The organism is Brevibacterium sp. W7.2 (genome assembly GCF_018137945.1).
In the GTDB taxonomy this organism is placed as follows: Bacteria; Actinomycetota; Actinomycetes; order Actinomycetales; family Brevibacteriaceae; genus Brevibacterium; species Brevibacterium sanguinis.
Genome location: NZ_CP073089.1, coordinates 3,038,688 through 3,057,860 on the forward strand (window position 1 = coordinate 3,038,688; position 19,173 = coordinate 3,057,860).

The following is a 19,173-nucleotide window of genomic DNA, read 5'->3' on the forward strand; positions in this document are numbered from 1 at the left end:
ATCGACCGAAATGTCAGATCTGTCAGACAACGCTGAAGAAGAACGGCACGACCAAGGCCGGAACCACCCGGTACAGGTGTCCCGCCTGCGGAGCCTCCAGCAGCGCCAAACGCCGAGGATCGACACAACGATTCGAACTGCGCGCCTTCCTCGACTGGCTCCTGGGACCAGCACCACAACCAGCCCACACACCACTGGGCAGCCCCCGAACGTTCCGGCGCCGCACATCCTGGTGCTGGACGATCCACCCAACAGTGTCCCCGACCTCTGAAATCCATGATCAGATCATGCTCGATGGCACCTACACCAACGGGTGGTGCGTCCTCATCGCCTACACCGGCACTCACGTCATCGACTGGCAATGGTGCGACCACGAAAAGACCGCGTCCTGGACGGCACTCATCTCAACCATCCCTGCACCCCGCTACGCCATCGTCGATGGCAACGGGCCGTTGACAACGACGATCGAGAGACTCTGGCCACAGACACGAATCCAACGCTGTTACTTCCATATCCAGCACGCCTGTAACACGCATTTGACGAGGACGCCGACCCTGCCGGCGAACAAGGAACTTCAAGCGATCTACCGGGCCCTGTCGAAAGTCCAGACGTGGGATCAGGCTGCAGCGTGGCTGGCCGAGTTCGCGACATGGGAAGCGAAATGGGACCGTATGCTCAAACAGCGAACCTATGCCCGCTCCAGCACGAGCAGACCCGCCCACGTCAGGCCCGGGCAGACATGGTGGTACACGCATCTGCGCACGCGCCGGGCCCACGGGTTCCTGGCCAAACTCATCGCGAAGAACCATCTGTTCACCTGGCTCGAGGCCGCCGACGAAGGGGTCGTGATCGCGAAGACGACGAACGCGTTAGAAGGCGGTATCAACGCTGGCATCAAGCATCTCAAACGTCACCACCGCGGACTGTCTGAAGACCACGGACGACGAGCCGTGGATTGGTACTTATGGGACCGAACACAGGCCCACAGTGACCCGTGGACTCTGGCGAAGTCGCAACTGAAAACGCTAGCGACAACGCCTCTGAAGGAGCCGGTCGCCGAGCCTGTAGGTCCCGCCGTCTATGACACGGGGTTCTCGTGGGAAGACGGGATCGGTATCCAGTCAGGATGGGGCGGACGACGTCGGTGACACACCCGGCACGGACACACTTTTTGGCCTATAACCCCGATGCCCCGTGTCGCGCGGGCACCCCGGCACGCAGAAGCCCCTCACCCGAATCTTCCCAGGTGAGGGGCTTGCGCTTGCTGGCGGAGGATAGGGGATTCGAACCCCTGAGGGCGTTAACCCAACCCGCGTTCCAGGCGAGCGCCATAGGCCACTAGGCGAATCCTCCGCGGATCAGCTTATCGGAGTCGTGACCGCAATGCGAAATCGCAGAGGCCCAGTGTGAACCATCACACGACCCGCAGGTGAACAGGCCGATCGCCCCCATCAGCCGCGGTTGCGAGCGCCCGTTCATGCTCGGCGACGACCTCGGCGCGCTTCTTCTCGATGCTGCCGTCCCTGATCCACCCGTGCAGCGTCTCCAGCCGCGCCCGGGTCACGGAGTCGACCGGCAGATACACCGACAGCGTCAGCCGCTGGTTCTCCTGCGCGATGAGCGTGGCCATCGTGAGGTTGAGGGTGCCGACGTAGGGGTTCTCGACGACCTTCGTCCGGCCCGGCGTCCGCCCGACATTGCCCGAATCCCACAGCGCTCGGAAGTCGGGGTACCGGCTCAGCCGCTCGAGCAGGGGACCCCACTCGGGGTCCTCGAGCGACTCGGCGTACGCCGCCCTCATCTTCGCGACGAGCAGCCGTTTGTGCTCGTCGATCGGCTGGAAGATCGAGGCCCACTCGGGGTTTTCGTACGCCTGGATGACGCAGTTGCGGTCGGCGGGGGCCACCTCGGCGAGATCGGTCGTGAGATACCGTTCGACCTCGTTGTACGCGCGGATCGTGTACGTCGGATCGGTGACCATCGCCGGCAGCGGCAGCACCTCGTCGAGCATCATCCGCAGCTGCTCGCCGACCTCCGAATCGCCGGGATTCGTCGCCCGATCCGGGTATCCGCCGAGGAGGAAGAGATGCGCGCGCTCCTCACGGTCGAGCAGCAGCGCCTCGGCGATCGCCTCGAGCACCGACTCGGAGGGGTGGACCTCCCTCCCCTGCTCGAGCCACGTGTACCAACTCGTGCCGATGTTCGCGAGCACCGCGACCTCTTCGCGCCGCAGACCCGGCACCCGCCGCCTCGTCCCCTTCGCCAGCCCGACATCGCAGGGCCGCACCCGATCGCGCCGCGACCGCAGGAACCGCCCCAGCTCACTTGTCCTCTCCTGTGCCATGCCCTCATTCTCCGCCCACTCCCCCGCCCGCATCCAGGTGGCGCGACCACCACCATGACCACGCCCTCCCACCTTGGTCACCGCGACCGAACAATGGGAGCATGAGAATCTCTCCCGGTGCCGCCACGGCAGAATCGAGTGCTCCCGTCCACAACGACAACCCCGCCGAGGCGACCGCCCCGACCGCATCGTCGACGCAGCCGCCATCGCGCCCCCAACCGACCGCGACCTCGGAGTCCGAGGCGACTCTGTGGCCGCTGCACGTCGGCGCGTTCCTCGCGACCTACATGTTCTCCGTCTCGAACATCGCGATCCCCGCCGTCAAGGCCGACCTCGGCGCCGGTGACTCCGCCTCCGCCCTCGTCGTCGGCCTGTTCTCCGCATCGTTCGCCGCGGGGCTCATCCTCAGCGGCCGCATCGGCGACCGCTTCGGCCGGCGTCGCCTCTTCACGATCGGCACCGCCGCCCTCGTCATCGTCTCCCTCGCCGTGGGTCTCGCTCCGACGACCGGTGCTCTCCTCGTCGCCCGCACCGGGCAGGGTCTGGCCGCGGCCTTGATGATGCCGCAGATCCTCGCAAGCATCCAGCACGCCCTCGCAGGTGCGGCGCGGCTGCGGGCGATCAGCCTCTTCGGGGCATTCTCAGGGGTCGGCACCGTCAGCGGTCAGGTCATCGGCGGCGGCCTCATCTCCCTCTTCGGTGCGGCGTGGGGCTGGCGCGCGGCATTCCTCAGCTGCGCCGTCGTCGCCCTCGCCGCGTTCCTCGGCTCTCTGAGGCTCACCGAGTCCCGGACTCCTCATCCGGTGCCGCTCGACCTCCGCGGCGCGGGACTGCTCGGCATCGGCATGCTCTGCCTCGTCATCGGCCTCGCCCTGGGACCGGTGACCGGCTGGCTGCCGCTGCCCGTGATCCTCCTCGTCACGGCCGTCCTCGCCCTCGGCGCCTTCGTCGCCTGGCAGGCCCGCGCCGAGGCGACCGACCGCCATCCGCTCATCCCTCCGCAGGTCGTGCGCATGCCGGCGGCATGGGTCGGCATGGTCATGTCGTTCGTCTTCTTCGGCGGGTTCGGCACCTTCATGTACAACTTCGCGCAGACGAGCCAGACCGGTCACCACGACCCCGCCTACATCTCCGGGCTCACCCTGGGCCTCTTCGCCGCGGCCTTCCTCCTCACCTCGCTCGCCGTCCCCCGCGTCGTCCGGCGGCTCACCGGCCCGGGCACGATGCTGCTCGGCACGCTGCTCCAGGTCATCGGCCTGCTCGGGGTGGCCTGGGCAGCCGCGGCCGCCGGCGAGGCCTTCAATCTGTGGATCCAGCTCCCCTCGATCTTCCTCGGCGTCGGTCAGGCGCTGCAGTTCGGTCCGCTCGTCGGCACGGTCGTCAGCGCCGTGCCCGACCGGGTGGCGGGCCTGAGCGGCGGACTCATCGCGACGATGCAGCAGGCGGGCATCGCCGTGGGTGTCGCCCTCCTCGGTGCGCTCTTCCACGCGGTGGCGGCCGGCTTCGGCTTCGACACGGCTTTCGCCGTCGCGAGCCTCGCCCAGATCGGAATGAGCGTGATCTTCGGCATCGGCGCCCTCGTCCTGCTCCGTGAAGCGAGGCGGACGATCACAGCCTGAGCGCACCGGCTCGAAACCGCCGCGAGCCCGGACCGATCGTCTCGGTCCGGGCTCGCAGCAGTCACCGGGCGTATGGCTCCCGTCGCCCGGCGGTTGGCTCCCGCCGCGCGCTACGCCCTGATGGCGTCGATGATGCGCACCCGCATCGCCACGAGCGCGGGGACGAGTCCGGCGAGCGCCCCGATCCCGATCGACACGAGCATGCCGACGACGACTGCGGAGAACGGCACCTGCGGGGTGACCATGCCGTCGAAGAGCACCTGCCCGACGATCGGGGCCTTGAGCACGAGGACGGCGATGAGCACGCCGATCGCGCCGGCCACGGTCGTCGCGACGACGCTCTCCATCATCACGGAGAAGAAGATCCGCCGGCTCGTCGCGCCGAAGGAGCGGCGGATGCCGATCTCCCTGATCCGCTGCTGGATCGTCACCATCGAGATGTTGATGAGCCCGAGCATGCCCATGAAGAGGATGAGGATGCTGATGGCGAGCAGGACGTTCTGCACGGGGCCGAGCGCGCCGGCGGCATCCTCGGCGAAATCGCTGCGATAGCTGTCGATGGTGTACCCGGGGAGCTGCCGCTTGAGGTCGGAGGTGACCTGCTTGCTCAGCTGCTGCGCGACGTCCGGGGGCAGCCACATCTCGAACTCGGTGGGACGGGAGACCGTCGGTCCGAACTTCTCCGCCTGCGCGCTCAGCGCGTAGAAGGTGCCCATCTCCGCATAGCTCGGGCTGGCGACCGACCCGATGACGGTGGCCACTCCCGCCTGATGCCCGGGCAGGTCGACGGTCGCAGGAAGCGCACCGGCGTCGAGGCCGTACTGGTCGAGGAACACCTGATCGGCGACGATCGCCGGGGCCATGTTCTCGGCGTCGGCTGCGGTGAACCATCGTCCGTGCTCGACCCGCACCCTGTGCATGACCTCGTAGTCGGCATCGACGATGGTCAGCGTCGCGTCGATGCTGCCCGTCGGGCTCTGCAGCCGCAGGTCCGACTGCCCGGTCGCCGACACGTAGTCGATGTCGAACCGGCTCTGGGTCTTTTCGATCGCGTCGGAGATCTTCTCCGCGTCTGCCGAACTCGTCTCGCCGCTGGGGCTGATCACCGAGAACATGTACGTCGAATCACGACCGCCAGAGCGCTCGAAGTCGTCGACGAGTCCCTTCTGCATCATGTTGCCGAAGCCGACGACGAGGGTGAGGCCGCAGACGGCGACCCCGACGCCGATGAGCGACATGAGGACCCGGACCTTGTGGACGCGCAGCTCCTGCCAGGCCTCGACGATCGAGGCGAGGAATGCTGAGATCATCGGGCACCTCCTGCCGCCGGCGCGCCGGAGAGCGCCTGCGCCGTCGCGTCGTTGCGGATCGCCTGGAGTTCGCCCCGGTGGAGGGCGTAGCGGCGGGAGGCCATGTTCGCGATGCTGAGGTCGTGGGTGATCGTGATGAGCGCGGCACCCGACTCGCGGGTGATGCCGTCGAGGAGGCCCATGACGGTCCTGCCGGTCTCGACGTCGAGGGCGCCGGTCGGCTCATCGGCGAGGACGAGCTTGGGCCGGCGCACGAGGGCGCGGGCGATCGCAACCCGCTGCTGCTCGCCGCCGGAGAGCCGGTTCGGCTTCGCATCGATCCGGTCGCCGAGACCGAGCCGCTCGAGCATCTCGGAAGCGATCCTCCGCCGGTTCCGGAATTCGCTGCCGGTGCCGTACATGAGCGGCGCCTCGACGTTCTCGACGGCGGTGCGGCCGGGCAGAAGGTTGAACTGCTGGAAGACGAAGCCGATGTCCCGGCCTCTCATCTTCGCCGCGCGATTGCGGGGAATCGACTGCACCGGCTCCCCGTTGAAGTCCATCTCCCCTGCCGTCGGCAGGTCGAGGAGGCCGAGGATGTTGAGCAGCGTCGATTTGCCGGTGCCCGAACGCCCGACGATGCCGATGTGCTCACCCGGCCGGACGTCGAGGTTGATGTCGGAGAGGATCGTCAGCAGCGTGCCCTCACCGATGGGCACGGTGCGCGCGACGTGGCGCAGCGAGAGCAGGGGCGCCGAGGCGGCCGTGGACTCCTCTGTCATTGGTGCGGTTCCGGGCGGGGCGGGGATGTCTGGCGTCGCCCCCATCAGAAGTCGAACTCTTCGCCGCCGGACATGTCGTCCTCGTCCTCGGGTTCGGCGCCGGGAACGAACTCCTCGATCTCCTCACCCTCCTCGAGACCGGACTTGACCTCGACCATCGCGCCGTCGTTGAGACCGAGCTCGACCGGACGCTCCTCCTGGCTGCCGTCCTCGCCGACGACCCAGACCGTGCCGGAGTCGGTGACTCCGCGCACCGCGGTGACGGGGACGACGAGGACGTCGTCGGCACTGCCCGCCTCGACGGTCATCGTCAGGGCGAGTCCGTTGTAGACCGTCTGCTTGTCCGGGATGCCGCAGATGAGCTTCGGCCCGTCTCCGGAACCGGCGGCTCCTGCCCCGCCGTCCTCGGGCATGGTGCCGTCCTCGGCACCGGCGTCCTCGGGCTTCGGGGCGCTCTTGACCGAGGACCCCTGGTCGAGGCGCAGGGCCGTGCAGTCGAAGGGTTCGGGCCCGTCGGTGATGGCGATCGATGCGGTCTCCGGGAGCTTCGGCACCCGGTAGAGGTCGACGGCGGGGATGTCGGCCTGGGCGGTGAAGGAGTCCTTGAGCAGCTGCGTGACCTCGGTGTCGGCGGTCACGGTGTCGTTCTTCTCGACCGCGAAGTCGCCGACGGTGCCGTCGTCGGGAGCGACGACCGTGTGATAGCTCGGCTTGGGCGCCGGGGCCGCGGGAGCCTCCTGCCCGTCGCCTGCGCCGTCGGCAGCGTCACCGGCGGCCGCCTCGGCGGGCTGACCTTCGCTTCTCACCTGGAACAGCTGGGCGCCCTTGAGCACCTCGTCGCCGGGTTTGACGAAGAAGTGGTTGACGGTGCCCTCACGTCCGGCCTTGACCGCGGTCGGCTTGTCGACGGCGATGGAGCCCTTGAGCTCGAGGGTGTTGGCGATCGATCCGCGTTCGGCGAAGACCGAGGAGCCGACCGGCTCACCCGTCGCCGAGGCGGCGTCGAAGCCGTCCTCGGGCGCCGGTTTGAAGGCGATCCAGGCGAGGATCGCGGCGATGACGACGAGGACGAAGAGGAAGGCGCTGGGCAGGATGACGCGGCGGAAGATCTGCATGGTTCCTTAGACGGCGGGGATCGGGGACGGGGATCGACGGGAGGGACACTCCACCCTACGCAGAGGTCACACCATCTGCAGTTGCGGCGGGGTCACGAGGTGATAACACTGTGGTCTCGGCCGGTGACGTCGCCCACACGCGCAGAGGAGACACCTCGCCGGAAAAGTTTCTCGAAGTTTTCCTCGCCACCCTGTCGATCCGCTCTAGGCTTGTTCGACGTAGTGCATGAGAGGGTCTCGACCGGGACTCTCCGAGGTTCATCTGACTGCTAGGAGTCATCATGAAGTACATGCTCATCATGCGGGCCGTCGACCAGGCCGCCGTCGACGCCTTCGAACAGGCCGATTTCAACGAGGTCATCGCCGCCATGGGACGGTACAACGAATCGATGATCGAGGCCGGTGTCCTCGCCGACGGCGCCGGGCTCACCGACGCCTCGGAGGGCGCGGTCGTCGACTTCAGCGAGGACGATCCCGTCGTCACCGACGGGCCCTACGGGGAGCTGCGTGAGCTCTTCAACGGATTCTGGATGGTCGAGGTCTCCTCGCAGGAGGAGGCCGTCGAATGGGCCAAGCGCGCACCGTTGAGCGCCGGCTCCCAGATCGAGGTCCGCCGCGTCACCGGGCCCGATGACTTCCCTCAGGACAACGAATGGGTGCAGAAGGAACAGGAGTGGATCGCCGAGGGCCGGCTCGCCGGGAACTGATGTCCCCACCGGAGACCGCGGCGCCGACTGCCGGCGGTACCGACCGCGACCACCGGAGCACCGCCGAGGCGGCGGCTCGGGTGGTCGCGGCGACGTGGCGGATCGAGGCGGCGAAGATCATCGCGTCCCTGACCCGCCATGTCGGCGATTTCGGGTTCGCCGAGGATCTCGCGCAGGAGGCCGTGGCCGAGGCGCTGAGTGCGTGGCCGGAGGCGGGGATCCCCGCGAACCCCGCCGGCTGGCTGATGACCGTGGCCAAACGCCGGGCGATCGACACGTGGCGGCGGCAGGAGCGCTTCGCCGAGCGGATCGCCGCCCTCGGAGAGGATCTCGAGGACGAGCAGGAGACGACGGCGACCGCCCTGCCGTGGGATCCCGATGCCATCGACGACGACGTGCTGCGCCTCATCTTCATCTCGTGCCATCCCGTGCTCTCCCGGGAGGCGCAGCTCGCGCTCACCCTCCGGGTCGTCGGCGGGCTGACGAGCGAGGAGATCGCCCGGGCGTTCCTCCTTCCCGTTCCGACGATCCAGCAGCGCATCGTCCGCGCGAAGAAGGCGCTGGCCGCCGCCGAGGTCCCCTTCGAGCTGCCGCCGGCGAACGCCTGGCCGGGCCGGATCACCGGGGTGCTCGCCGTCCTCTATCTCATGTTCTCCGAGGGCCACGTGGCGACCTCGGGTCCGGACTGGATGAAGCCGGAGCTGTCGCTCGATGCCCTGCGACTGACCCGCATCACCGCGGGTCTCCTGCCGCGGGAGGCCGAGGTCCACGGACTCGTCGCCCTCATGGCGCTGACGGCCGCGCGCTTCCCCGCCCGGCTCGGCCCCGACCGCGAACCCGTCCTTCTGGCCGACCAGGACCGCACGCGCTGGGATCGGTCGCTCATCCGCCTCGGCGAGGCCTCGCTGACGACGGCGCTGACCCTGCGCGAGACCCGCGGAACGTACACGCTGCAGGCGGAGATCGCCGCCGTCCATGCGCGAGCGCGGACGCTCGCGGACACGGACTGGGAGCGCATCGCCGCCCTCTACGGCGACCTCGAACTGGCCGCCCCGTCGGCGATCACGACGCTCAACCGGGCGATCGCCCTCGCTGAGGCCCACGGCCCCGAGGCGGGGCTCGAGTACATCGCCGACCGGGGCGTGACCGCGGCGCTGCCGAGGTTCCATCATGTGCCGAGCGTGCGCGGTGAGCTCCTCGCCCGGGCCGGACGGAGCGCCGAGGCGGTGGCCGAGTTCGAGCGGGCGGCCGCGCTGGCGACGAACGACCGGGAGCGGGAGGTGCTGCTGGCGAAGGCGCGCCGGCTGCAGTGATCGACCTCGCACGCGCTCATTTTGTCCGCAGCCCGCGACCTCGCCTAGACTGGTCGGTGGCTCCCCGTGCGGCGTCATCTTGTGAACTCCCCCAGGGCCGGAAGGCAGCAAGGGTAAGCGAGCTCTGGCGGGTGCACGGGGAGTCCTTCGATTCCCCTCCACATCACGATTCCACAACTCCCTGACGCACCGATTCCCCAGGTGAGAGGCGTTAAGCGGAATTCCACGCGGGCTTTGTCACGCATTCTCAATACTTTCGTGATTTCGCATCAATAGCATTGATTCCGCTCCCCTTCTCTGTCTTCCGAACGAGGTTCCCTGTTTTGTCACGCACGAAGATCTCCGGGGCGATCGCCGCCGTCTCCGCTCTGGCCCTCCTCGCCGCCTGCACCCCGTCGAGCTCCGACCCCTCTGACACCCGTGAGGACTCGACGTCCGCCGAGGTCTCCCCCGCACCCGAGTTCCGCATCGGCACCGTCGCCGACAGCGCTGCCTCCGAAGCGGATGACTCCGCCGAGGCGGACGGTTCCGAGGCGAGCGCCTCCCCGACCGCGACCGGCAGTTCCGTCGGCGAGACCGTGCAGACCGGTGCCGACATCGACGTCGACTCCGGCAAGCGCCTCGTCCTCAGCGTCGACGGCGCGGTGCTCAAGGACGTCAGCCTCGTCGATCCCGACCACCCGAGGATCGCCGTCGATCCCGGCACCTTCGTCGACGCCGCCGGCACGGAACTCGAGAGCGAAGGCGACCCGACCGCCGGGGGACTCACCTCACCGGAGGACACGGACGCGCCGTCCCCGTCGGCCACCTCGGCGCCGGAGTCGTCGGAGAGCCCGTCGACCGCCTCGGCGCCGAATGACGCCGACACCGTGACGGCACCGGACAGCGCAGCGGGGTGGACCTCGGACTTCGATCTCGTCGCCGACAGCACGTACGAGGTGAGCGCGACGGCGACGACGCCCGATGGCAAGGACCACGACTTCGAGGCCACGGCCACGGTCGCTGCGGCCGACGGTGAGCCGATGACGATGCGCACCGTGCTCTCCGACGACCAGACCGTCGGGGTCGCAGCGCCCATCGTCCTCACCTTCGGGTCGACGGTCGCGAAGGAGTACCGGGACGATGTCGAGCATCGGCTCTCCGTCGACGTCACCGACGAGGACGGGAAGAAGCGCGAGGTCGAAGGGTCGTGGGCATGGCTGCCGAACGATCCGGAGTCGCGTCTCCACTTCCGCCCGAAGGAGTACTGGCCCGCGTACTCGAAGGTCTCCGTCGATGCGCCGGTGAAGAACGTGCCGATGGCCGATGGCCGCATCGGCGCCAATGATCTCACCCTGGATTTCGAGATCGGCCGTGAGCAGGTCACCGAGGCGAGCGCGAAGACCCATCGCATGACGGTCACCCGCGACGGCAAGGAGGTCATGGACTTCCCGACGTCGCTCGGCTCGGCGAAGGCGCCGTCGTACAACGGCACGCATGTCGTCATGTCGAAGCACGCGAACTACACGATGACCTCGGCGCGGTGGGGCTACACGACCCCGGTGCAGTGGGCCGTGCGGATCCACAACAACGGCGAGTTCGTCCATGCCGCCCCGTGGTCGGCCGGCGTCCAGGGGTCGCAGAACGTCTCCCACGGGTGCATCAACTTAACGACGCAGCGGGCGAAGGAGTACTACGACTCCGCGATCTACGGGGATCCGGTCATCATCAAGGACTCCTCGGTCGACCTGTCGACCGAGGACAGCGACATCTCGGACTGGGTGTACTCCTGGGACGAATGGAAGAAGCTGAGCGCGCTGAGCTGATGTCCGACGACAGTACCGCAGGCCGCGCTTTCCGGATCGAGTTCAGCACCCGTTTCGGCACGATGTGGGCGATGTCGGGGGCCTCGGTCCTCGAGGGCCGGATCGCCGGCTACCTGCTCCTCGACTCCTCCGGCGGGGTGACCGCGGCCGAGCTGACCGAGGCCCTCGGCATCAGTGCGGGCACCGTGTCGACGGCGACCCGCCGCCTCGTCGACTCCGGCTTCGTCCGCCGGGTGCGCCGTCCGGGGACCCGGGCGGACCGGTTCATCATGGACGAGGATGTGTGGGCGGGCTTCCTCGAGCGCGAGTATGCCTACCTGCGCGCCCAGCGCAGCCTTGCCGCCTCGGCGCTCGAGCGCGTCGCCCCGGGCACGGACGCCCATGCCCGGGTGACGAACATGCACGACTACATGTCGTGGCTCATCGACGACGTCGACCTCGCTGCGGCGTGGGAGACGCACAAAGCCGCGCTCACGCAAGCGCGATCCCCTCGAGCTCGACGAGCTGGCCGGGCACCGCAAGCCGACTGACCTCGAGCATCGTCGTCGTGGGGGCGACGCCTGCCGCGGCGAGGCGCCCGGCGAGCTCCCCGTAGTGCGGGAAGAGCCCGTCGATGTCGGTCGTGTGGACGTTGAGCTGCACAAGATCGCTCAACCCCATGCCCGCTGCGGCGAGGACGGCTTCGACATTGTCGAGGCTGAGGCGCAGCTGTGCGGCGATGTCGCCCTCATGCTGGGGTCGGCCCTCGGCGTCCATGGCCGTCTGACCGGAGATGAAGAGGGTGCGGGCGGGCCCGGTGACAAGCTCGCCCTGATTGAAGCCGAGCTCGGTCGACCAGGTGACGGGATTGACTGCCGTGCGGTCCATCGTTCCTCCTGAAGGTGGGTGTGAGGACGCCGTGGTCGACGCCCCGTCCCTCAAGGCTGTCCGACAATCACGACATCTCCTGTCAGGTATTCGCATAGAGTGACGACATGCGTGCGGACCGGCTCGTCTCCCTCGTCCTCCTGCTGCGGCAGCGGGGCCGACTGTCGGCGCAGACGCTCGCCCGCGAACTCGAGGTCTCGACGCGCACGGTGCTGCGCGACATCGACGCGCTCTCGGCCGCAGGCGTGCCCGTCTATGCCGAGCGGGGTCGGCACGGCGGCTTCTCCCTTCTGCCCGGCTTCCGCACCGAGCTCACCGGCCTGCGCCACGATGAGGCGCTCGCGCTGCTCACCGCCGGTCTCCCCCGCGGCGAGGAGCTGTTCGGGCTAGCTCCGGCTCTCGGCTCGGGGATGCGCAAACTCGTCGACGCGCTGCCGGAGAGTCACCGCTCCCAGGCGACGACGGTGAGCGAGCGGATCCTCATCGACCCCGACATCGACCTCCTCGCCAGGCCCCGCGCATCGGAGACGGTGCCGGCCGAGGTGCTCGAGTCCGTTCGCCTCGGTGTGCTCCGCGGCCGCAGGCTCCGGCTCCTCTATCGGTCCGCGGGAGGCTCACCCGAGCGCTCACCGAGGTGGCGCATCGTCGATCCGGTCGGACTCGTCTCCGCGCGGGGTCGGGGGTATCTCCTCGCCCTGGCCGGCGGGGAGGATCGGACGTACCGGCTGTCGCGGATCCAGGCCGCTGAACTCCTCGCCGAGGTGGCCGACCGCCCCGAGACCGTCGACCTGCCGGCGCTGTGGCGCGAGCGCAGCGAGCGCTTCCGCACGGCCGGTGACACCGTCGAGGTGACGGTGCGGACGTCAGGCGCCGGCGCCGCGGCCCTGCGCGCGACGGCGATCGACCTCGGTCGGGCGCGGCCGGTCGAGCAGCGGCCTCCCGGGCAGAGCACGGTCGCAGGCGGTGAACTCGACCTCACCGTGACCTTCCAGGATGCCGAGCACGCGATCTGGGCGCTGTGGCAGCTCGGGCCCGATGCCGAGGTCATCGCCCCGGACGACATCCGGGACCACCTCGGCGATCGGGCCCGAGCGATGGCGGCGCGCTATCTTACTTCTGCACCTTCTCAACGGCGGCGTCGATCATCGGGACGTAGCGCTCGAGCGCCCAGGGCACGGTGAGCGGGTTGATGATCGAGGACGCGGTGACGAACGACTGGTCCTCAGGGGCGACGACGGCACCGGCCTTGATCGCGGGAATGTTCGCGTACACGCTCTGCCCCTCGATCTCCTTGCGGCTCGCAGGATCCGAGTAGAACGTGAAGATGAGGTCGGAGTTGTTGAGCTTGTCGGCATTCTCCAGACCGATGAGCGCGGAATCGGTGCCCGGCGCATCGTAGTCGGCGCGCAGCTCCTCGGCGATGGGATCGGGGGTGAGACCGAGCGCCGAGACCATGGCCACGCGCTGCTCCTGCGGGTAGAAGACGCCGAGGGTGCCCGGGCCGTCGTTGTAGATGAAGGAGAAGGTGAGGTCCTTGTACTCATCGCGCTTGGCGCTGTCGAGCTGGCTCTGCACGTCCTCGACGAGCTGCTGCGACTCCTCTTCCTGCCCGAGCGCCTTGCCGATCGTCGTGATCTGGTCGTCCCATTCGATCGTCCACGGCTGCTCCGGGTAGGCGACCGTCGGGGCGATCGCGTCGAGCTGCTCGTACTGGTCGGCGGTGATGCCCGACCATGGGGCGAGGATGACGTCGGGTTCGAGCGAGGCGATCTTCTCGACGTCGAGTTCGGTCGCGCCCTGGAACTGCTCGGGCAGTTCGTCGCCGCGCTCCTGGACGGCCTCGTAGATCCACGGCATGTAGCCGGTGTCATCGCTGCCCCACGCGTACTCCTCCATGCCGACCGGCGTCTTGCCGAGGGCGATCGCGGTCTCCGTCGACCCCTGTCCGAGCGTGACGACGCGCTGCGGCTCCTCCTCGATGACGGCTTGGCCGAGTGCGTGTTCGATCGTCACCGGGGTGAAGTCCGAGGACGCGGTGGCCTCCGACGCCGAGGAGTCTGTGCTGCATGCGCTCGCGGTGAACGCGAGTGCGACGATGGTGCCCGCGGCGAGTGCCCGGCGCGCGAATGGAATCGACATCCCTGCCCTTTCGACAGTGGTGGACCGCGACGCGGTCCGTGTGCTTGACAAGGACAGCCTAACTTAAGTTTTCAAGAGAATTGAAACCCCGGCCGTCATCGACTCAGCTTTTTGCCAGCTGACACCCGGATAATCGTGCTCAGCCGTTGCCACAGTCTCTTTCGGAAGGAACATGGACGACTATCGAAGTCCCGGCTGGGACATCACTTCGCACCACACTCGACAACTTCATCCTGCAGAGGCAGGTGGCCGACGATGACCTGGCTGCTCTCTCTGCTCATCGGCCTCATCGTCGTTCTCCTCATCACGGTGGCCACCGGCTACTTCGTGGCCCAGGAGTTCGCCTACATGGCCGTCGACCGCTCCCGCCTCGCGGCCAGATCCGCTGGAGGCGATCGCGCCGCTGATCGCGCGCTGGGCATCACTCGCCGCACCTCCTTCATGCTCTCGGGCGCACAGCTCGGCATCACCGTGACGGGTCTGCTCGTCGGCTACGTCGCCGAGCCGCTCATCGGCACCGCCGTCGGCGAAGCCCTCGGCGGCACCCCGATCCCGACCGGCACCGGCGTCCTCATCGGCACCGTGCTCGCGCTCGTCGTCTCGACGATCATCCAGATGCTCTTCGGCGAGCTCTTCCCGAAGAACCTCGCGATCGCCCGCCCCGAAGCCCTGGCGCTGTGGCTGGCCCGCTCGACCTCGATCTATCTGGCGATCTTCGGGTGGCTCATCAAGATCTTCGACGCCTCCTCGAACGCCCTGCTCAAGGTGCTCGGGATCGAACCCGTCCACGACGTCGATCACGCCGTCAACCGGCGCGACCTCAAGCACATCGTCGCGGAGTCGCGGGAGAGCGGCGACCTCGTCGACGAGGACTCCCTCGTCCTCGACCGCATCCTCGACTTCCCGCAGCAGACCGTCGACCATGCGGTCGTGCCCCGCTCCCGTGTCGACGTCATCGACGAGGGCACCCCGCTGCGCGAGATCCGTGCGCTCATGCAGACCGGGCACTCCCGCTATCCGGTGCTCTCCGACGAGGACGAGGTCATCGGCACGATCGACCTCCTCGACGTCATCGCCGCCGACCCGGACGACGCGGATCTCGCGTCGCTGATGAAGGACCCCGTGTTCGTGCCCGAGTCGCTGCCGCTGCCCGACGCCGTCCGGGTGCTCACCGACAACCACGCCCAGATGGCGTGCGTCGTCGACGAGTTCGGCGGCTTCGCCGGCGTCATCACGATGGAGGACCTCGGCGAGGAGATCGTCGGCGACATCGTCGACGAGCACGACGCCGTCGTCGAGGAGATCGTCGAGATCGTGCCCGGCCGCTGGTCGGCCCCCGGCGTCATCCCGCTCGACGAGGTGGAGCGGGCCCTGCAGCGCGAGCTGCCGGAGACGAGTGCGCAGACCCTGTCCGGTCTCGTCGTCGAGCACGCCAAGGGCTTCCCGGAGGTCGGAGACCGCTTCGAGATCCCCCTGCCGATCGATCCCGGTGATCTCGCCGGTGCCGAGCCGCCCGTCGCCGAGGTGCTCGCCGCCGAAGTCGTGGAGGTCGATTCGCACGTGCCCTCCCGCCTGACCGTGACCATCGAGGAGGCCTCATGATGAGCAACCCGTGGGTCGTCGCGGCCCTGACCATCCTCATCATCGGACTCAGCGCGTTCTTCGTCGCCGTCGAGTTCGCCCTCATCGCGGCCAAGCGCCACCGGCTCGAGGACGCCGCCCCGACGAGCCGTTCGGCCCGGGCGGCCCTGCGCAGCTCGACCGAGCTCTCGGTGCTGCTCGCCGGCTCCCAGCTCGGCATCACGGCCTGCACCCTGGCCCTCGGTGCGATCACGAAGCCCGCCGTCCACTACTGGATCACCCCGATCGCCGAGGCGGCCGGCCTGCCCCTGTGGCTCGCCGACGTCATCGGGTTCGTCCTCGCGCTCGTCATCGTCACGTTCCTCCACCTCGTCGTCGGTGAGATGGCGCCGAAGTCGTGGGCCGTGGCCCACCCGGAGCGGTCGGCGATCATGCTCGCCCTGCCGATGCGGGCGTTCATGTTCGTCACCCGGCCGCTGCTCATCGCGCTCAACAACGCGGCGAACTGGTGCCTCAAGCGCGTCGGCGTCGAACCCGTCGACGAGGTCGACCAGTCGCACAACCCCGACGATCTGCGGCAGCTGCTCCAGCATTCGGCGCAGGCCGGGACGCTCGAGAAGGACGATTCGGACTCCCTGCTCAGCGCCCTGGCGCTGTCGAAGCTCACGCTCGACGACCTCGTCGCCGGGCACGGGGCGCCGACGGTCGTCGGCCCCGGAGCCACCGCCGGGGACGTGCGCAGCGCCTCACACGAGAAGCGGCACCGCCGCATCCTCGTGCGGTCGGAGGAGAACGGACCCCCGACCCACATGGTCCACGTGCGCGACGTCCTCATGCTCGACGACGCCGACCCCGTCACCGAGGCGCTGCGACCGGTCACCGTGCTGCCGGGCACGATGACCGTCATTCAGGCGTTCGCCGTGATGAAGGAGGAGGGCTCACAGCTCGCTCTCGTCGAGCGCGCCGACGGGACGCTCGGTGTCGTCACCGCCACCGACGTGCTCCGCTACCTGCTCTCCGCGGGCGCGGACTCGACCGTCGCCGACGCCCCGACGAAATGAGTCGGGACTCGGTAACGTGAGTCGGGCTCGGTGACGTGAGCTGAGAGTGCTCCCGAGGTGGATTCCGCTCGAGATCGACGCGAGAGTCGAGCGGAATCCACCTCGAGGCGCCTCCCGCGGTGCCGCGTTAGCCCCACGCGATGCCGAATCGACCTCGCGCGAGGCTGGCGCGACCTCCCGCGCTGCTGCCGCGGTCGTCTGCTCACAGCGGAAAGCCTCGCGAGCCGACGTCGGTCGGCCTAGGCTCACAGCATGGACGACCAACGCGCCCCCGTGACCCCGCCCCGGCTCTGGCGAGAGACCCTCGGCCGCGTGCTGCGGGTGCGGCGTACGGAGCTCGCGCTCACCCTCGCCGCCGTCTCGAAGCTGTCGGGGGTCTCCACGCAGTACCTCTCCGAGATCGAACGCGGCCTCAAGGATCCCTCTTCGGAGGTCATCGAGGCGATCGCCGCCGTCCTCGGCCTCTCCCTCCCTCAGGTCCTCGTGCTCGCCGCCGCCGATCTCCAGGCCGGCTCGCTCCAGCTCGCCCGCCTCGCCCAGGCTCCCGCACCCGCGCGGAGCACCGGCCAGGCTCAGCTCTCACTCGCGGCCTGAGCCCCTGCAGCACGGCGAACGCACAGCCCGGCGAACCTCCGCCATACCGAACCCACAGGACGTCAATCCCACAGCTCGGCAAGCCGCCAGCCCGGCGTCCCACCTCGCGCCCGGCACCCCAACCCACCTCCAGCGCGGCGCACCCGCCTCACACGATCTGGTCGACGATCCCGAACGCCTTCGCCGCGGTCGCGTCGAGGACGAGGTCACGGTCGAGATCGGCGTGGATCTGCTCGGGAGTCCGCCCCGTGTCGGCGGCGAGCATCGCCTCGACCTCTCGGCGCTGCCGGACGATCTCGTCGGCGGCGACGATGAGGTCCGGGATCGTCCCCCGCGCCCCGTCCGCGTGCGGCTGCCGCAGGACGACCCGGGCGTGGGCGAGCATCGACCGCTGCCCCGCCTCTCCCCCGGCGAGCAGCACCGCGGCGTCGGCGACCGCCTGTCCGACACACGTCGTCGCGACCGGCGCGGACACGTGCGACATCGCGTCATAGACCGCGGTCATCGCGGTGAGCGAACCGCCCGGTGAGTTGATGTAGAGGTGGATCGGCACCTCCTGGCTGGACGCTTCGAGGTGAAGGAGTTGAGCGATGACGGTGTTGGCGACGCCGTCGTCGATCGGCACGCCGAGGTAGATGATCCGATTGCCGAGCAGGTGCGAGTAGACGTCGACGATCTTCTCGGAGTTCCCCGACCGGTCGACGACGTGGGGGATCGTGTACTGGCTCATCACCGGGCTCCGTCCGTCGCGAGTCCGTGCGTGCGCCCCGGTCCCAGCGGCGCGAAGAGCTCGGAGGAGGCGGACACGACCCGGTCGATGAAGCCGTACTCGACGGCCGCCTCGGCGGAGAACCATTTGTCGCGCAGGGAATCGTGGAACACCTGGTCGAAGGTCTGCCCGGTCGCCTCGCTGATGCGGGTGAGGACGGAGTCGCGGACGTCGCGCAGGTCCCCGCCCTGGAGTTCGATGTCGGCGGCCGCGCCCCCGATCCCCGCCGACCCCTGGTGGAGGAGGATCTTCGCGTGCGGGAGCGCCAGGCGCTTGCCGGGCGTGCCCATCGTGAGGACGAACTGCCCCGCCGAGGCGGCCCACCCGAACGCGATCGTCACGACATCGTTCGGCAGGGCGGCGATGACATCGGCGATCGCGTGCATCATCGGCACCGACCCGCCCGGGGAGTTGATCCAGAGGAAGATGTCGGCGGCCGGGTCCTCGGCCGAGAGGAGGATGAGGCGGGAGGCGATCTCCATGCCGTTGTCGTCGCGCAGCTCGCCGTTGAAGACGACCGAGCGGTGGGCGAAGAGCATGCGCTGGGATTCGGGGACGGGGGTCACGGTGGGGACGTCGTCGTTCTCGTCCCAGACCGGTGGAGCGGTGAGTGTGAACATGTCCCCACGATGACAGCGCCGAGGCGGTCGCCGGTGCGGATTCTGCCGGGAGCGGATCGTGCCTGCCGTGGGCAGACGCGCGTGCTATCGTCGACAGCGCAGGAACTGTTGGGGGAAGGCGGGTGCGATGCTGAGTCTGTGGATGGCGATCCAGCTCATCGTCGTCGTGCTCAGCGCCGATGTCGATGCGGTGCTTCCGCAGTCGCCGGCGCATCTTCTCGTCCTCGTCCTCCTCGGTGCCGCGTTCCTCACTCCCGTCGGGGTGTGGGCGGCGAGTGCGCTCGTGCGCGTGCTCTCCCTGGCCCCGCACGGTCCGTGGATGCGCCGTGAGCCCTCGGCGGTCCGCGACTTCCGCATGCCGGCCGCACCCGGCACCCCGGGCACCGTGATGGCCAGAGCGCCGTCCTTCGTCGTCTCAGCCCACGCCTGAACGACGACTCCTCTGCGATGCTCTGACGGGACTGCCCCCTGCCTCGGCGCTGCGCTGTTGGCATGTCCCCGTTGCCCCACCTCGGCGCTGCCCCGTTGGCATGGCCCCGTTGTCCCGCCTCGGTGCTGCCCCGTTGGC

General features: G+C 68.8%; 18 protein-coding genes, 1 tRNA gene, 1 other RNA gene and 1 pseudogene. 12 read left to right on the top strand and 9 right to left on the bottom strand.

Translation table 11 applies throughout. The features are described from left to right. Positions 1 to 14: 14 nt before the first annotated feature. Positions 15 to 1,148: pseudogene (locus tag J9315_RS13730) on the top strand (IS1249 family transposase); the annotation flags it as partial. A gap of 117 nt (positions 1,149 to 1,265) precedes the next feature. On the opposite strand, the gene J9315_RS13735 reads toward J9315_RS13730, so the two are convergent. After that, positions 1,266 to 1,353 (bottom strand) — tRNA-Ser (locus tag J9315_RS13735). A gap of 61 nt (positions 1,354 to 1,414) precedes the next feature. Then, positions 1,415 to 2,344 (bottom strand): helix-turn-helix transcriptional regulator, encoded by a 930-nt coding sequence (locus tag J9315_RS13740; RefSeq protein ID WP_198500637.1) that lies wholly within the window; start codon positions 2,342 to 2,344, stop codon positions 1,415 to 1,417. A 101-nt stretch (positions 2,345 to 2,445) separates the two neighbouring features. On the opposite strand from J9315_RS13740, the gene J9315_RS13745 reads away from it, so the two are divergent. Further along, the gene (locus tag J9315_RS13745) at positions 2,446 to 3,963 is read left to right on the top strand and encodes an MFS transporter (protein ID WP_198500636.1); all 1,518 of its coding nucleotides are present in this window, start codon (positions 2,446 to 2,448) and stop codon (positions 3,961 to 3,963) included. A 110-nt stretch (positions 3,964 to 4,073) separates the two neighbouring features. Here J9315_RS13745 and J9315_RS13750 read toward each other — a convergent pair whose 3' ends face one another. From J9315_RS13750 to J9315_RS13760, 3 genes are read right to left on the bottom strand one after another with little or no spacing between them, the layout of a single operon-like run. Next, positions 4,074 to 5,273 carry an ABC transporter permease gene (locus J9315_RS13750; RefSeq protein ID WP_198500635.1) on the bottom strand — a complete coding sequence of 400 codons (1,200 nt, stop codon included), beginning with the start codon at positions 5,271 to 5,273 and terminating at the stop codon, positions 4,074 to 4,076. Then, the gene (locus J9315_RS13755) at positions 5,270 to 6,034 is read right to left on the bottom strand and encodes an ABC transporter ATP-binding protein (protein WP_198500634.1); all 765 of its coding nucleotides are present in this window, start codon (positions 6,032 to 6,034) and stop codon (positions 5,270 to 5,272) included. The genes J9315_RS13750 and J9315_RS13755 overlap by 4 nt, the downstream gene beginning before the upstream one ends. A gap of 44 nt (positions 6,035 to 6,078) precedes the next feature. Continuing rightward, positions 6,079 to 7,149: a hypothetical protein gene (locus J9315_RS13760; RefSeq protein WP_198500633.1), complete on the bottom strand. Its 1,071-nt coding sequence runs from the start codon at positions 7,147 to 7,149 to the stop codon at positions 6,079 to 6,081. A gap of 281 nt (positions 7,150 to 7,430) precedes the next feature. On the opposite strand from J9315_RS13760, the gene J9315_RS13765 reads away from it, so the two are divergent. The 5 genes from J9315_RS13765 to J9315_RS13785 all read left to right on the top strand — a co-directional run bounded on the left by J9315_RS13765 (position 7,431) and on the right by J9315_RS13785 (position 11,504). Continuing rightward, complete coding sequence (locus J9315_RS13765; protein WP_198500632.1) at positions 7,431 to 7,856, top strand: YciI family protein; 426 nt, start codon at positions 7,431 to 7,433, stop codon at positions 7,854 to 7,856. After that, the gene (locus J9315_RS13770; protein ID WP_198500631.1) at positions 7,856 to 9,169 is read left to right on the top strand and encodes a DUF6596 domain-containing protein; all 1,314 of its coding nucleotides are present in this window, start codon (positions 7,856 to 7,858) and stop codon (positions 9,167 to 9,169) included. Before J9315_RS13765 ends, J9315_RS13770 begins: the two co-directional genes overlap by 1 nt. 55 nt (positions 9,170 to 9,224) lie before the next feature. Next, positions 9,225 to 9,320, top strand: an RNA gene (gene ffs / locus J9315_RS13775) — signal recognition particle sRNA small type. Between the two features lie 172 nt (positions 9,321 to 9,492). Next, a complete protein-coding gene (locus J9315_RS13780) occupies positions 9,493 to 10,974 on the top strand; it encodes an Ig-like domain-containing protein (RefSeq protein WP_198500630.1) in 1,482 nt (493 codons plus the stop codon). Beyond that, positions 10,974 to 11,504 (top strand): MarR family transcriptional regulator, encoded by a 531-nt coding sequence (locus J9315_RS13785; protein WP_211978049.1) that lies wholly within the window; start codon positions 10,974 to 10,976, stop codon positions 11,502 to 11,504. The genes J9315_RS13780 and J9315_RS13785 overlap by 1 nt, the downstream gene beginning before the upstream one ends. Here J9315_RS13785 and J9315_RS13790 read toward each other — a convergent pair. Further along, complete coding sequence (locus J9315_RS13790) at positions 11,446 to 11,841, bottom strand: RidA family protein (protein WP_140955730.1); 396 nt, start codon at positions 11,839 to 11,841, stop codon at positions 11,446 to 11,448. The genes J9315_RS13785 and J9315_RS13790 overlap by 59 nt on opposite strands. A 107-nt stretch (positions 11,842 to 11,948) precedes the next feature. Between J9315_RS13790 and J9315_RS13795 the strand changes: the two genes are divergently transcribed. Further along, on the top strand, positions 11,949 to 13,022 hold the full coding sequence (locus J9315_RS13795) for a WYL domain-containing protein (protein ID WP_211978050.1): 1,074 nt from the start codon (positions 11,949 to 11,951) through the stop codon (positions 13,020 to 13,022). Here the strand turns inward: J9315_RS13795 and J9315_RS13800 are convergent. Beyond that, positions 12,952 to 13,980, bottom strand: a complete 1,029-nt coding sequence (locus J9315_RS13800; protein WP_211978051.1) for an iron-siderophore ABC transporter substrate-binding protein — start codon at positions 13,978 to 13,980, stop codon at positions 12,952 to 12,954. The genes J9315_RS13795 and J9315_RS13800 overlap by 71 nt on opposite strands. Before the next feature lie 255 nt (positions 13,981 to 14,235). On the opposite strand from J9315_RS13800, the gene J9315_RS13805 reads away from it, so the two are divergent. The 3 genes from J9315_RS13805 to J9315_RS13815 all read left to right on the top strand — a co-directional run bounded on the left by J9315_RS13805 (position 14,236) and on the right by J9315_RS13815 (position 17,216). Next, positions 14,236 to 15,582, top strand: a complete 1,347-nt coding sequence (locus J9315_RS13805) for a hemolysin family protein (RefSeq protein WP_140955727.1) — start codon at positions 14,236 to 14,238, stop codon at positions 15,580 to 15,582. Beyond that, on the top strand, positions 15,582 to 16,622 hold the full coding sequence (locus tag J9315_RS13810; RefSeq protein WP_211978052.1) for a CNNM domain-containing protein: 1,041 nt from the start codon (positions 15,582 to 15,584) through the stop codon (positions 16,620 to 16,622). Before J9315_RS13805 ends, J9315_RS13810 begins: the two co-directional genes overlap by 1 nt. A 252-nt stretch (positions 16,623 to 16,874) precedes the next feature. Further along, positions 16,875 to 17,216: a helix-turn-helix transcriptional regulator gene (locus J9315_RS13815; protein WP_211978053.1), complete on the top strand. Its 342-nt coding sequence runs from the start codon at positions 16,875 to 16,877 to the stop codon at positions 17,214 to 17,216. A gap of 148 nt (positions 17,217 to 17,364) precedes the next feature. Here the strand turns inward: J9315_RS13815 and J9315_RS13820 are convergent, their stop codons facing one another. Both J9315_RS13820 and J9315_RS13825 read right to left on the bottom strand, forming a co-directional pair. Then, positions 17,365 to 17,946, bottom strand: coding sequence for an ATP-dependent Clp protease proteolytic subunit (locus J9315_RS13820; RefSeq protein ID WP_211978054.1), 582 nt, complete (start codon positions 17,944 to 17,946; stop codon positions 17,365 to 17,367). Then, positions 17,946 to 18,605, bottom strand: coding sequence for an ATP-dependent Clp protease proteolytic subunit (locus tag J9315_RS13825; protein WP_211978055.1), 660 nt, complete (start codon positions 18,603 to 18,605; stop codon positions 17,946 to 17,948). The genes J9315_RS13820 and J9315_RS13825 overlap by 1 nt, the downstream gene beginning before the upstream one ends. 127 nt (positions 18,606 to 18,732) lie before the next feature. Here J9315_RS13825 and J9315_RS13830 point away from each other — a divergent pair, with 127 nt between their 5' ends. Next, positions 18,733 to 19,035: a hypothetical protein gene (locus J9315_RS13830; RefSeq protein ID WP_198500626.1), complete on the top strand. Its 303-nt coding sequence runs from the start codon at positions 18,733 to 18,735 to the stop codon at positions 19,033 to 19,035. Positions 19,036 to 19,173 lie beyond the last annotated feature (138 nt).